Genomic DNA, 14,767 nt, shown 5'->3' on the forward strand with positions numbered 1-14,767 from the left:
TATCATAAAACTATAAAAAAATGAAAGGAGTGAGAGATTATGAATAAGTTACAATCTGCTCAAGTAAAAAACTATGGTGATTTCTTAGCGGTTACTCTTTCTAAGAAAAGCAAACCTGGTGATGGTAAATTTGGTCGCGGAAGAAAAGGAGGGAAAAAAGGTTAATAAATAGTGACATTCTTTTTAGAGAGAGTCTTTTGACTCTCTCCTCCTGCTAATCAACTAATCATACATAAGAAGGTCGGAAATTTTATGAAAATTGCTCGTAATAAAGATATCGCTACGACAGTTATGGAACAGGAATGTATAATACTTGACTTAAAAAGTGGTCAATATTTTGGATTAGAACATGCTCTTAAGGAACTTTGGTTAGAAATTGACAACGAATACAAAGATATAAAAGTAATTCTTTCAAAGTGGAAAAGTCAATTTGATCAATCTGAAGAAGAATTGGTTCAAATTCTCTATGAAGCTACACGCGAACTTGCAGATAAGAAACTAATCAAAATAAAAGATATTTAAGAGGAGGATTTCCCGTTATGAATGAGGGGTATTTTACAACAGTTCATGGTTTTGTAAGGATGTTACTGTTGGAATATGATTTTGAAGAAGCCTATGAAAAAATCGCTGTTCATATGTATCCTCTTTATGCAAGTGCAAATGGTAGAAAGGTAAATGAATTAAATATAGACGAATTATATCGATTAGGTCAATTTCTGTATAAACTCGATGAAGATGATCTTCTAGTTACATCATGTGTATCCATAGCAGTTACTATTCAAGCCATTTTATTCAGTGGAGGATACGATTCAGACTTAATAATAGGTGTTAAAAAAATTGATCACAAGTTATTTTCTCATGCATGGGTACAATTGAAAAGTGGAAAAAAGATTGACCCTAACAATAAAAATGAAGATTTAAAAGTTTTACAAACTTATAATATGAATAAATATACTGAAAGGTGGGTTTTGTCACGTTATGAAAATTTGGATTGCAATGCAAGGAAATAACAAAGAAAAATGGAGCGAGTGGTTAGAAAATTTAATAAAATGGGGACGCGCTTTTGCCGTTCATGTTATGGACAATGATATGTTCCATATGGCAGAAATCAAGGTTGAATATACAACTACAAATTTTAAGCATTCAGAATCACACCAAAATTTCTTCCCCCCATTAGTAATCGATGGTTGGATAGGTGGTAAAATCCCAATATATTCGGATGGCGTTAGTTCATTACCAGATTACCAAAGAAAAGAACTATATACTACCCTACAATATGAACCTGACAAATTATTATCTAATTCTTACGGTGAATTTACGATAGCTTTTTTGGATGAGACAACTCGAAATTTTATAGTTGCTACAGATATCTATGCAACACGGCCAATTTATTATTGGATTAGCAAAGAAAGGGAATTATTTATTGCAAATGATATTCGTGCACTATTATTAATAACTGAAATTCCATTCCTAATAGACGATGAAATATGCAAGATTTTCCCAACATCAGGTTTTGCTGTTGGAGAGAACGATTTCGAGGAACGGACTTTCTTTAAAGGTATAAAAAAAATCCCTCCAGCTTCCCTTGCTAAATGGAACCACGATTCTTTACAAATTAAAAGTTATTGGGGTATGTCTCAATTGCTTGAGCAACCGCAAATAATAAGCGATGCTACTCAATACTTTTGTGAGTTGTTTCAAGAGGTTACAGCTGATCGTTTAAGAGGAAAAAAGCACATTATTGAGCTAAGCGGAGGGCTAGATTCTGCTACTATTACAGCAGCGGCATTGGCTGAAGGTAATAAGGAACGTTTTCTTGCTGTCAATATTTCATTTGCAGATAACGACATGATTCTTAGTCACGATAAGGACCTTGTAAAAAAAATGATGAATGACTTAGATATTCCTGGACTTATTATTTTAGCAGATGCAACGGCTAAAATTCCAAATGCAGAATTAGGAAGAGATCCACTTTGGTACATTGATGGACCAGATCCTAGAGCAAATGCGCTTGTCAATGAAACTTTCACTATAATTGCTGAAGAATATGGTGCTATATCTGTTTTAACAGGTGAAGGTGGCGATTTTATTTTTAGTGGAGAAGTAGCTATAATTGATTCTTTTATCCGACAGAAACGCTTATTTGAAGCATTTAGTCTTCTAAAAAAATGGTCTGGCGGAAGCCTTAAACAAATGGTGAAGCTCGGATTCCTATATGGTATTTCCCCGTTTATTCCTTATTTAGGTGAGAAATTCTATTATGATTTATTATGGTCTGATACAGAATACGAGTTACCAGAATTTTTTACAGTTGAACATTTGAAGCGTGAAAAGAAAATTACTAAAGAAGACTATTTAAGTTATAGAAAAAGTAAGGCTCTGAGGTATTGGGGTAAAAGATATCATTATGATTTTCTTTGGCCGCGAGCAAGATATATGGATTCTGTTGGTATAACACTACCTACATATCATCCATTTTTAGATAGACGAATTATTGAATTTTCATTCTCAGTTTCTCCTGAACAGCATTTCGATCTCATCAAAGGGAAATCGGAAAAGTATGCTGGGTCTAAAATGCTCTTACGTAAGGCATATACTAATATTTTGCCTACATACATGTACAATCGCACATCAAAAACAACTTATGCACATATGGCAAGAAAGAGTTTTCTAAATGACCGTAAACAAATTCTCCAGCTATTTGATAAAAGGAAAAATTCACAAGTAGTAGAGCTGGGTATTATTAAAAGAGATGTATTTTGGAAACATTTACTTGCTATGTCTATTCGCTCAGAAGATCCAAATAATGATTTAGGTATGGTCTATCAATATATGAGAGCCATCATTGATTTGGAAATTTGGTTACAAGAGATGGAAAAAGGAAAAAAATATGTGCTCGAACGCTCCCGTCCTAATAAACCCCGTTTATTAGGTGAAATCGAGACTTTAAATTTATGACATTAAAGAGATTTTCACACTCTTATTTAGATAAAATACTCCAATAAAGGTGAAGAAAATGGTACATAAACAGAAATGGCGATGTAAGGAAAAGCGAAATTATCTGAAAAGTGCCGGAGAAACATTTATACTACTTCTTAATATGGTTTGGAAATCCGGACCCCTTCTAACACTATGCATAGCTATTTTTATTGTAGTGGATGCCATCATCCCTATCATTCAATTATATTTTTCAAAAAAAATAATCGACGGTATTGTTGAACCAAATGAATTATCACATACAGAGTTATGGGCTTTTGCTTATGCCATCAGTTTAATTATTCTGAGTATAGTAAAAACTTTAGAATCATGGGTAAAAACAATACTTGCGGAACGCTCCATGATTACTGTTAATAGTTTTTTGCTTGATGCTTTTGAACGTATTCCAGGGATGCGTTTTTTTGAAGATCGCCAGTATAGAGATAGACTTGAAATACTACGAGATCATGCTACTTGGTTACCTTTCCAATTGATTAGTATTAGTGCAAATCTCATTACTGCAATACTTTCATCGATCGGAATCATTTTAGTTTTCGTCTATTTTTCACCAGTGCTTGCTTTACTACTTGTTCTATCCACTGCTCCTTTTGCTTTTGTACAAAACCGTTATAACGAGATGGAATGGGACTATGCTAAAGAGTATGCACCGTTAAGAAGGAAAATAGATTATATTAGGAGTTTATTACTGAGCAGACGTTCGGCAAAGGAAATCCGCTTATTTGGTTTAGGAAATTTCTTTCATAACATGTATAGTACAACTTTTGGACATCTATATCGTATCTTTAGTAGAATTCAAAAAAACGGTTCTTATAGCACTGTATTAACTAGTTTATTATCAGGGATAGGATCAGGTGTTGGTTACTTTTGGATATTAATGAAGATCGGTTCCAGCAGTATATCTATTGGAGATTTTGCCTTGTACTTAGGAGCCGTATTTCAATTATCTGTTGCTATGAGAGAAATTGCTAAAGAAGGCGCGGATACGATTGATTTATGGCGAATGGGAAAAGATTTTATTCTTTTTATGAAAGCTGAAAAGGATATCGAACTTTCTTCTAAACCAGTGCCAATTGCTAGTGAAGGTGCCCTATCTATTGAATTCAGAGATGTTTGTTTCCGCTATCCATATCAAGAATCAGTTCAAGAGGATGTAGGCTATCAACAATCTGATGAAGACTTAGAGGAAACAGAAGAGGAAGATTTCTATGATGAGCCTGATTGGTATGAAGACTTTAATGAAAATGAATTTGAAAAGAATAACCAAGAGCAGATATTAAACACCGATAAAGATAATATTGAGAGTTCTGAATATGTTTTAGATCATATTAATTTCTCTGTCTCTCCAGGTGAAAAAGTCGCAATTGTAGGTGCTAACGGTTCTGGAAAAACTACACTTATCAAATTGCTTTGCCGATTTTATGAATTTAATCAAGGCGAAATTAAAGTAAACGGTATTGATATTCGCACTCTCGATTTAGACGAACTAAGAAAGCAAATTTCAGTAGTATTCCAAGAGTTTGGTCGATATGACATGTCAATAAGAGAAAACATTGCTCTTGGAGATTTAAACGCCCTACATAATGAAGATAAAATCAACCAAGCAGTACGCTCAGCAAAATTGGAAACAACAATTGCTGAATTAACCGAAAATCTTGAAACAATGGTTGGGCCAGAATGGGGAGGTATTGACTTATCAGGAGGACAATGGCAAAGGATTGCCTTAGCTAGAGCGCTTATGAGACAGGCTGGATTAATGATTTTAGACGAGCCATCTGCTGCTTTGGATATAAGAGCAGAATATGATATATTCCAACAGTTTAAGAAACTTACACATGGTAAAACAGTTATTATGATTTCACACCGCTTCAGTACGGTGAGGATGGCTGACCGAATTCTGGTACTGAAGAATGGCAAGATTGTTGAAGAAGGAAGTCATGAAACTCTTCTCAAAAAGAATGGGGAATATGCAAAAATGTTTCGCCTACAAGCCAAATCTTTTCAAGGGAAGGATGAGGCCTTTTGCTAAAAATTAAACGTGTTATTAAAAAATTCTCTGAAACAACCTCTGTAATTTTATATGGTTTAAACTTATTTTGGCAATGTGACAAACTTAAGACATGCGTTCTATTCTTAATAATATTATTAGAATCTTTGCTTGGCCCGTTACTTATTTGGTTAAGTGCTAAGATTATTGATAAAATTACACTTACTCCCTTTAATTTATTCTCTTGGAACACGGTAGTATGGATGGCTTTAATTTATATTGCTTTTACTTTACTAGTCGATGCTCTTCAACCATTGGTTGAGATGCAAAAAAGACTGTTAACCTTTAAACTTCAAGCTCATATAGATAGATTACTCATTACTAAGGCTATTTCCATTCCTGATATTGCACCTTTTGAACAAGCATCTTACCATACTAGAACTCAAATTGTTCGTTATAATGAGTATTTTGTTAATATGTGGATTACCATTGTCACACAATTCTTGAGTGGTGTTGCTTTGATTATTGCTGGAAGTACATTAATCGGAATGTTTGCGCCTTGGGCACCAATTTTATTCGTTCTCTTATCTTTTCCCAAAATGTATTTGGAAGCAAAAATTAATAATTTGACTTTTGAGGGACGTGAAGAGATTCAAGAGCTAAGGCGACGTGCAGAATATTATCTATGCACCCCTCTTATGCCTGAAACAGCCGGCGAGATGAAAGTATATAATCTTATCCCCTTTTTCAAGTCCCGTTACAGTACTACTGCCAAACATTTACTACAAACTATTTCAAACGATCAAAAAAAGCTGACTCTTCATCAGTTTATTTGGTCCCTTCTACAGTCTTTGGTTGCTGGAGGTATTCTAATTTATATTGTACGGCAAGCTCTTCAAGGTCAGTTATCCACTGGAGATATACTACTGTTTATTGGAGCCATTATTCAATTCAATGAAGGTACAAATGAATTATTTGCAGTATTTGCAATTGGCCCTAGAGAAGCTAGACATTTAAGAAAGATCGTTTCTTTCTTAACAAGCGAAAACAATATGAAATCGGGTAATTTTTTGCTCGATAATGCTATAAACAAAGGATATGAATTTAATAAAATATCATTTAGCTATAATGGTGAAAAGGAAGTATTAAAGATTGATGACTTACAAATTCCAAAAGGTAAAATAACAGTATTAGTTGGTGAAAATGGATCGGGTAAAAGTACTATCATTAAGTTGCTTTTACGATATTTTGATCCAAATGAAGGAACCATATACTTCAATACATTACCATTAAGTTGTTATGATATTGAGAATTTCAGATTAAATTCAACAGCAGTCTTTCAAGATTTTCTACGATATGAAATGGACTTGAAGTCAAATATTGGAGTAGGCAAAATTTCTAAGTTTGATGACTTAAGGAGTATTGAAAAGGCTGCTTGCCTTGGAGGGGCTAATCAATTTTTGCATAAGCTTGAAAATAAGTATGATACTGAACTAGGAAGGCTATTTGGTGGAAGAAATCTATCTGGGGGCGAATGGCAACGTATTGCTCTTTCTCGCGCTTTTATGAGACATGAGTCAGCAAACCTACTTATTTTTGACGAGCCTACATCTGCATTAGATGTTTTTATTGAAGAAGAGATTTTCGAAAAATTACGTAAATTAGCTTATGGAAAAACAGTAATTATTGTCTCACATAGACTAAGTACCGCCCGCTTTGCTGATAACATTATCTTTTTAGAAAAAGGAAAGGTCGTAGAGACCGGTACTCATGATGAATTAATAAAAAACCAGGCACACTATGCAGAGTTGTATAAGTTACAAGCTCAAAAATATAAATGATAGAAGAATAAAATAACGTGAAAAATAACTGTAATTAAGGTTTTTAACAAGCAAGAGAACTAGAAGCGTGAAATTTTGGTTTTAGGAAGGGCTAACCCTTCCTAAAAACCAAAAATAATCCTTCGAACAGAAGTAGTAAAAATAATAATGTGTAGATTTACATTGAATTGTCATTTATTCAAAAATATTGACACTCCCCTTATACGTGTAACTTAACGATTTGAACTATTAATTGAAGAAATTATAGTTCCTTCTTACATTTGAACCTACACCGTAAACTATTCATCAACTTTTTTTATTCAATTAGCTTTTATACAGGAATGATTTTTTTACATTTCCCAATAAAAGAATGTCCTTCAATCAGTTAGAGATACTTAAGTTGTTCCGAATCTGCTCATTAATATTCCCCTTACTCAAGCCTCCGTGGTAACAAACTACCGATTCAATGTCTAAATCTAAATATTTCTTTATCGATAGTTGGGCTTCTTTTATATCCAACGTCGTTGGAATATGAATTCCTCCCAGTGTGCCGTTTGCACTATACATCGAATCTCCAGCAATAAGCGTTTTACTTTGTTTCAAATATAAGCTTATATGGCCAGGCGTATGCCCTGGTGTATGGATAACACGAATGCCTCCGCAATACGGCAAATCTTGACCATCCATCAATGTATCATCCACCTTTCCCTTAGGTGGATTCTCTATGTGCCCATCTTTCAAAAGAGGTAACTCCCCCTGAATGTATGGCTTATCTAATGCGTGCGCATAAACTTTAATATTGCTTCCACAAACCTGCAATAGTTCAGGAAGGCTACCTATATGATCAATATCCTGATGTGTTAAAATGACAACTTTTAATTTATCGAATGACACCCCTGCCCTCTCCATTGCTATGCGTAAATCTTCAATTTGTCCTGGGAATCCAGTATCTATTAAAATCGCGATTTCCTGATTCCACAATAGTGTTGGATAAATTATATTCCCATTAAAATCAAGCTCCAACATTTCTACTCCTTTAGAAACTTCCATATGTGTTTATTCTCCTTTTACACTATAGTTTTCACGTAAAATAGGTTTTCTTATAAAAAATAGAGTCAATTTTTAACATCCTTAAGCACAGTCCCTTTCTGCGAAAATAATGCCCGCAATGTTTCAAAATTAACTAACACTGTTCCTACAATAATCGTCACAGTACCTATGACTGTTAGCCATGAAATATATTCATGATAAAAAAGTACACCTAGTACAACGGCAATGAATGGCGAAATATACAGCCAAGTAGAAGGAAAAATAGGATTTGTCCTGGAGACAAGCCAATAATACATACTATGGCCCATCATTGACCCAACAATAATTAAATAAAGAAGCGAGCCAATGGCAGCTGGACTAAAAAGATATTCAAGATGAATGTTCTCGGTAAATAACGATAAAATAATTAATAAAAGCCCACCATGCATCATTTGCGCTGCATTTAAAGCAATCGGTGATGTCGTATTATATTTTCGAACGACATTTTTTGTATAAATCGTTCCAGATGCGTAAAAAACTTCACCACATATAATGGCGAAACAACCGACTATCCAGAAAGGACTTATCTCAATTGAAAAACTAGGTAAAATCAAAAACGTAACACCGATGACGCCGACGATACAACCAATGAATGAGTTCCGACTGCCTTTTTGCTTTAAAATGAATGACTGAATAATGATAATCATCATCGGCCCTGTAGCAGATAAGACCGCCGCAATTCCTGACGTTACATATTGTTCTGCCCAGTATAATGTAGCAAATGTCCCAAAAGTTAAACATATTCCTGTCAAAAACATCTCTTTTCGAAAGAATAACCGAATTGTCGCTCTTTCTCTCCATACCATAAAACTAAATAGCAACAAACCAGCAATGAAAAAACGAATTCCTGCTGATAAAAATGGAGGAACGCCTGCATCGACACCAATTTTTATTGCTAAAAACGTCGTTCCAAAAATTAAACACACAAAAAAATAATTAATCATTACCATAGCAAAATCCCCCTCTTTTTTATCATAAAAGAAAGAAGATAGAACAGATTGAAAAAGATAGACCAGAATAGATTTGGTCGTGATACAATCGTTTTGAGTAGGAGGAATTGAAGTGAGCAAAGCCATTCAAAATGAAGACTATCTTTTTAAAAAAATATATGATTATGTACTACACCGAATTGAACGGAATGAATGGAAAGAACATGAAAAAATACCCTCTGTTCGGCAATTAGCAACAGAAATGAATATTCATCGGTTAACCGTCTTAAAGGCTTATCGATTACTGAAACAGCATAATAAAGTGTATGTAAAAGATAAAGTCGGCTATTTTGTTCAATCTGATTTAACTGAAAATTATGAATACCACAATCAAGACAATCCAATCATTTCTGCATACGTACAAAAAAATCATTTATCTGAAATTCATCAATCGACAGTTTCTTATCATTTTTCTCAGGCGTTAATCGACCCAAATCTATTACCTAATCACTTTTTCTCGGACTATGTGAAGAAAGTGTTTGATCTTTACCCAAAAGTACTTGCCACTTACTCAACTGTGCAAGGAGATTTAGAGCTACGTGAGACACTAGCACAATATTTTATCAACCAATATAAAACGCATCTCACTGCAGATGAGCTTTTAATTACTTCTGGCTCACAGCAAGCAATTCACTTAGTCGCTCAAACTTTTATTAGACCTAGAGATGTCGTTTTATTTGAACGGCCAAGCTATAGTGCGGCGATTGATATTTTCAGAGCACAAGGCGCTCACATTGTAACGGTTGATATCTATCCTGATGGGTACGATTTAAATCAGGTTGAATCCTATATGAAACAATACAAGCCGCGCTTATTTTATGTTAACCCAACATTTCATAATCCGACTGGTTATACGGTTCCTGCTCGGCAGCGAAAAAAATTAGTAGAGTTAGCTGAACAATATCGATGTTTATTAATTGAGGATGATGCGTATCATGACATTTATTTTGATGATGCTCCTCCTCCACCCATTTACACATACGATACAGCGGGAACAGTTATTTATATCCGAAGCTTTTGCAAATATATTTCACCTGGTTTGAGAATTGCGACTGTTATTTGTCGATCATCATTACTGAACTTACTTTTAACAGAAAAATCATTAGCGGATAATGGCTCACCACTTCTCAACCAAAAAATTTTTCTCCATTACTTTTCATCAAGTAGATTGCAGCAACACCTGGAGAAAATTCGGATTGCCCTACAAATACGAAAAGAAATCATGGAGGAAGAGCTAGCAGAAACAGGTTGGCAATGGATCAGTCCTAAAGGTGGTCTGAATTTATGGGTGCAGCTCCCTAATCAACTTTCAACTGAAATATTATTAACGAAAAGTATCGAACAATCTATATCCTTTGTACCAGGGCAAATATGCGATCCATTAAAACAACAATCTTCTTGGATACGTTTAAGTTATTCTTATGCAAATGAAAAGCAAATAAGAGAAGGGGTAAAAAGCTTGGTTGCCGTGGCGCAGTCGCTTGCTACGTATGGTGCATGATGCACTCTGTTTTGGTACTCCCACTGCATTTTTCAAAACCTTTCATCATTGTAACTATCGTATGGTTGGTTCTAAGCAAATTGTTGCTAAAATAAAAAAGCTCAAATAACTCCCGGAGTTCTTTGAGCTTCATTGCTATTCCCTTTTTACTATCATCTTTCTCGCATTGCTTTTTACTTTTTTTAATGCCTTTTTCAATCCTAGCTTGTTCTGCTTGGTATTTTCAATTCTTCCCAAGATTGAAAAGCTTCACGTAAGTTGCTGTCTTTCATCGCCAATTCCTCCAATACATATTAATATCTTCAATTACATCAGCTAAAAAGAGAATAAAATTTCACTTCTTCTAAAGTTATAACTAGATTAGTCCAATTTTAAGACTTCGTAATTAATATGTTTTATTCCAAGTATTCTCCAGATTACGTGATTAATCTGTCTCAACACAATTCATTTCAAAAACATTCCAAAATTGCTTCTTCATATCTCATTCCCCCTATTATTTAATGATAGTTTGAAGCCAATAATTTTTAAATGTTTTTGAACTTTTTATATTTTGAATATTCATTTTTTTAGGCTTCTAATATAATTAAATATGTACGTATAATTATTGGGGAAATTATTTTTTCAATGCTAAAGAGTATAATTATTTAAATTTTCTGAGTGAAAAGATATTTGTGAAATTTTCTCCCTTCCGAAGAAATATCTTTTAATAAAAATCTACAGGTATCTATAAGAAATTTAATTTTCCCTCTTTATTATAAGTACATATATTTTTTATAGGAGTGATGTTTATGGCAAGTTGGTCAACTAGTATCAATAATGCTTTAAAACAAACGGTAAAAGATCAAATTTGGCCAGTTTTTACTGTAGGTGCTGCTATAACAGGTGCTAAAGATGGTTATAAAGTCGGTGTTGAAGCCTATAATAATAACAAAGCAAACGCACATAAAGCTGCCGTCGGAGTAGGTGCTTCACAAGCAAAACAATCCGTTGTTAAAGCTGCTATATCAACAGCTGCTAAAACAACTGGGGTAGGTGCTGTAATTTCTTTCGGTACAAATTTCGTATATCGCTTAGGACAAGAACGAGGCGTATGGTAAATAGAAAATTTCAAATTAATTTATCTCCTTTTGTCAAAAAGCTAGAAATGAAGTATTTAGAAGGAAATGAATTAATCAATGTACCTCTTTATTACAATAGAATTTCGTGTCAATGGGAAATCGATAATTTGGTATTAATTCAAAACTGTTTGTATTATTATTGTTTAAATGACTCTAACTTTTTTTTGGATCCTTTAAACCTAAATATTTATAAAGATAAAAACACTATGATATATTCGGTTTATGATCAGCATCTAATTAATACAGAAATATATGAGGATTTTATATTGTCTGTTCAATCTTTTAAAATTCAAAATTCCAATCCGGACACTTATTTGTTTACTAAAAATTTCTTTTTAACAGATGAGGTGATTGGTCTTTTAGTGAATATTAATAGAACAATTATTGACACAATTAAGTATAGTATTATCGTAACTTTTGAATGGATAGGACCAGAAGGAACATATTATATTACTGATAAATATTTACCTGTAGATTTTTTTCAAGGTTCATCTACTATAAAGCATGGGCTTAGAATTGATTCAAATACCATGCAAACAGGAAAATGGATTGTAAGAATACTTGTTAATAACATATTAAACTTTCAATTTAATTTTTATATTCAAAGTGTCACATATAAAAACCCATATAACTCGAAAGGGTATTAAAATTTTATTTTGTTCATCTAGTAAAGTAAAAAATTTTTAGAGTAAACAGTGAAGACGAAACAATAAATACTATTCGCGCCTAACCTACTGTGCTTAACAGGCCAAACAAGACTGTACTCTTTTGCAAAATCCAGTGATATGGGCGTAAGCGCGAATAGTACATCACTAATTACTTGTATAACTCTAATTGTTAAATACCTCCATATAATAGCATCGCATAATATAAAACCCTATTCAAAAAGTTTTTATCAACATAAGTTAATAAATTCAAAATACAATGTACGGGGGATATATCTTGAAAAACTATATAATAATTATTTCTATTCTTCTTATATTTACTGTATTTTTAATTATACAAAGAACTTATTCTATTGAATCGAACGAGAGTGCAATGACTACTAGTATTCAACAACAATTAGAGGCCGATATAGAGATTTCATCGATAGAAGAATATGACATTTCAAAATCTAATTCAAAGATTGTTTTATTTGAGTATGGTAATGAAAAGGGATATGCAGTTTTCAAAGTGAATTATGTTAACAAAAAATTAAAAATTATTTTTGTAAAATCTAATATTTTAGATAAGAATATCAATATCATACATACAAATCGAGGTAATTATATTCTTTTAAGTGGTAACTATAATGAGAAAATAAATTATATAGTTGTAAATGAAGGCAATACTAAGCACTTATTTGAAGTTGCACTTATTAACGAAAACTTTAGAAATTTATATATTACTCTCGAAACTATTCCACGTAGTTTAACTGACACGATGCTAAATGATGTATTAGTATACAATAAGGATAATAAGCTAGTATATTAGAATCACTGCCAATATCTTCAACTCCATCAAGGACTATGCCCTCCCCTTTTTATAAAATAGAATTTATCTACCTGCGTGTTTAAATGATTAAAACCGAGATGGTAACTCCTGTAGAAACACAAAGTATATAAATGCAACAAGGGGCACATTAGCGAGGGTTGCAGTTTTCGATGCACCTGAGGAAGCGTCTGCATGGAGCGAGAATCAAATGCTAGAATGCTTGTTTAACGTAAATAAGTATTCCTTTTCAACAAAATCAGTTAAAATCGTCCTTTTTTTATCCTTTATCTTCTTGTGCTTATCTAAGAATGATGTTTTTTCGCAAGATCCCACTTACATTAAAAAACAAGAGCGATTGGATTGGACCCAAGAAAACTTTTTCATAAAGCGTTTATATTTTTATATCATACTTGACAACTTGGTTTAATCAACGTATTATCATTTTCATACATTTAGATAGAGGTGATCTTGTGAGTTTTCAAAATCAAGTAGAACAATTACATACACTTTTCGATGATATTGTAGCTAATCGTCGTTATATGCATATGCACCCTGAATTATCATTTGAAGAAGAAAAAACATCCATTTTTATTGCAAATACATTAAAAGAATATGGTATCCCATTCCGCGAACGCGTTGGCAAAAATGGAGTCGTTGCTAACATTGATGGCGCTTTACCAGGAAAAACACTCGCGTTCCGTGCCGATTTCGATGCCCTGCCAATCAATGATGAAAAAGACGTACCCTATAAATCGACAGTACCTGGCGTTATGCACGCTTGTGGTCATGATGGACATACTGCTGCACTACTTGCATTTGCAAAAATTGTACAGCAAAATAAAGATCAATTAAGAGGCTCTATCCGTTTAATTTTCCAACCTGCAGAAGAAAAACCACCAGGTGGAGCAAAATTTATGATTGAGGATGGCGTGCTTGATGGTGTTGATTTTGTATTTGGAGCTCATTTAGCTTCCGATTTACCTTTGGGAAAAATTTCAACTGCAGCTGGTCCAATAATGGCCTCTGTTGACGCATTTACGATTAAATTATTCGGTAAAGGTGGACATGGAGCTTACCCACATACGACGAAAGATTCAATCATTGCAGCGACTCAGCTTATTCAAAATTTCCAGCAAATCGTTAGCCGTAGAGTAAATCCAACTGAGGCAGCGGTTGTAACAGTTGGTAGTTTACATGCAGGAAATGCCTTTAATGTTATTGCAGACACTGCTACATTAGAAGGTACTGTTCGTACATTAAATCAAAATGTACGTAATCAAATTGAAAAAGAAATTTTCGCTATTTTAGATGGCTTAAAAGTTTCAAATTATGTAGACTATGAAATCGATTATTTAAAAGGCTATCCTGTTTTAATTAATACAGAAAAGGAATCTGTTATTGTTGAACAATTAATTAAAGAACAATTCACAGAAGAAGCTTTCGAAATTAAAACTGCAGTCTTGGGTGCCGAAGATTTTGCCTATTACTTACAACATGTACCAGGAAACTTTATTCACGTTGGCTCTGCCAATGAACATGCAAATACACAATTCCCTCACCACCATCCAAAATTCGATTTTGATGAGCGTGCATTGCTAAATATCGCAACAATATTCTTAAAAATTATTGATTATTACGGTAAAGTCGAATAAATAAAACGGATTTGGAAAACGTGTAATTTTCCAAATCCGTTTTTGTCTTTTCTAGGAAAATGTAAGCACAAAATTACATTCGTTTAATTTCAATTGCTAGAGTATGATCCAAAATCAAAAAAGCCAAATCCGAAAATAATGTTT

Annotated in this window: 13 protein-coding genes; 11 read left to right on the top strand and 2 right to left on the bottom strand. The window is 33.4% G+C overall.

Annotated features, from left to right (window positions below; all coding sequences use genetic code 11):
- Nucleotides 1–39: 39 nt before the first annotated feature.
- The 6 genes from JNUCC52_RS04455 (at nucleotide 40) to JNUCC52_RS04480 (ending at nucleotide 6,822) form a co-directional block, all read left to right on the top strand.
- A complete protein-coding gene (locus JNUCC52_RS04455; RefSeq protein ID WP_255639718.1) occupies nucleotides 40–165 on the top strand; it encodes a lariocidin family lasso peptide in 126 nt (41 codons plus the stop codon).
- Nucleotides 166–252: 87 nt separating this feature from the next.
- Nucleotides 253–522 carry a PqqD family peptide modification chaperone gene (locus JNUCC52_RS04460; protein ID WP_172771142.1) on the top strand — a complete coding sequence of 90 codons (270 nt, stop codon included), beginning with the start codon at nucleotides 253–255 and terminating at the stop codon, nucleotides 520–522.
- Between the two features lie 17 nt (nucleotides 523–539).
- Nucleotides 540–1,010, top strand: a complete 471-nt coding sequence (locus JNUCC52_RS04465) for a lasso peptide biosynthesis B2 protein (RefSeq protein WP_172771141.1) — start codon at nucleotides 540–542, stop codon at nucleotides 1,008–1,010.
- Entirely contained in the window at nucleotides 979–2,958 is a 1,980-nt protein-coding gene (locus JNUCC52_RS04470; protein WP_172771140.1) for an asparagine synthase-related protein, read from the top strand. The genes JNUCC52_RS04465 and JNUCC52_RS04470 overlap by 32 nt, the downstream gene beginning before the upstream one ends.
- 58 nt (nucleotides 2,959–3,016) lie before the next feature.
- Nucleotides 3,017–5,023 carry an ABC transporter ATP-binding protein gene (locus JNUCC52_RS04475; protein ID WP_337981520.1) on the top strand — a complete coding sequence of 669 codons (2,007 nt, stop codon included), beginning with the start codon at nucleotides 3,017–3,019 and terminating at the stop codon, nucleotides 5,021–5,023.
- Nucleotides 5,017–6,822 carry an ABC transporter ATP-binding protein gene (locus JNUCC52_RS04480; protein ID WP_337981521.1) on the top strand — a complete coding sequence of 602 codons (1,806 nt, stop codon included), beginning with the start codon at nucleotides 5,017–5,019 and terminating at the stop codon, nucleotides 6,820–6,822. The genes JNUCC52_RS04475 and JNUCC52_RS04480 overlap by 7 nt, the downstream gene beginning before the upstream one ends.
- A 360-nt stretch (nucleotides 6,823–7,182) precedes the next feature.
- Here JNUCC52_RS04480 and JNUCC52_RS04485 read toward each other — a convergent pair whose 3' ends face one another.
- Together JNUCC52_RS04485 and JNUCC52_RS04490 are read right to left on the bottom strand one after the other, a co-directional pair.
- Nucleotides 7,183–7,851: an MBL fold metallo-hydrolase gene (locus tag JNUCC52_RS04485; protein WP_337981522.1), complete on the bottom strand. Its 669-nt coding sequence runs from the start codon at nucleotides 7,849–7,851 to the stop codon at nucleotides 7,183–7,185.
- Nucleotides 7,852–7,916: 65 nt separating this feature from the next.
- Complete coding sequence (locus JNUCC52_RS04490) at nucleotides 7,917–8,840, bottom strand: DMT family transporter (RefSeq protein WP_337981523.1); 924 nt, start codon at nucleotides 8,838–8,840, stop codon at nucleotides 7,917–7,919.
- Nucleotides 8,841–8,952: 112 nt separating this feature from the next.
- Between JNUCC52_RS04490 and JNUCC52_RS04495 the strand changes: the two genes are divergently transcribed.
- From JNUCC52_RS04495 to JNUCC52_RS04515, 5 genes are all read left to right on the top strand, one after another.
- The gene (locus JNUCC52_RS04495; protein ID WP_337981524.1) at nucleotides 8,953–10,380 is read left to right on the top strand and encodes an aminotransferase-like domain-containing protein; all 1,428 of its coding nucleotides are present in this window, start codon (nucleotides 8,953–8,955) and stop codon (nucleotides 10,378–10,380) included.
- A gap of 788 nt (nucleotides 10,381–11,168) precedes the next feature.
- On the top strand, nucleotides 11,169–11,477 hold the full coding sequence (locus tag JNUCC52_RS04500; RefSeq protein ID WP_172771135.1) for a hypothetical protein: 309 nt from the start codon (nucleotides 11,169–11,171) through the stop codon (nucleotides 11,475–11,477).
- The gene (locus tag JNUCC52_RS04505) at nucleotides 11,471–12,145 is read left to right on the top strand and encodes a hypothetical protein (protein WP_172771134.1); all 675 of its coding nucleotides are present in this window, start codon (nucleotides 11,471–11,473) and stop codon (nucleotides 12,143–12,145) included. The genes JNUCC52_RS04500 and JNUCC52_RS04505 overlap by 7 nt, the downstream gene beginning before the upstream one ends.
- 295 nt (nucleotides 12,146–12,440) lie before the next feature.
- Nucleotides 12,441–12,971 (top strand): hypothetical protein, encoded by a 531-nt coding sequence (locus JNUCC52_RS04510; RefSeq protein ID WP_172771133.1) that lies wholly within the window; start codon nucleotides 12,441–12,443, stop codon nucleotides 12,969–12,971.
- A 470-nt stretch (nucleotides 12,972–13,441) separates the two neighbouring features.
- Nucleotides 13,442–14,623, top strand: a complete 1,182-nt coding sequence (locus JNUCC52_RS04515) for a M20 metallopeptidase family protein (protein WP_337981525.1) — start codon at nucleotides 13,442–13,444, stop codon at nucleotides 14,621–14,623.
- Nucleotides 14,624–14,767: the final 144 nt, after the last annotated feature.

This window comes from Lysinibacillus sp. JNUCC-52 (assembly GCF_015999545.1).
In the GTDB taxonomy this organism is placed as follows: Bacteria; Bacillota; Bacilli; order Bacillales_A; family Planococcaceae; genus Lysinibacillus.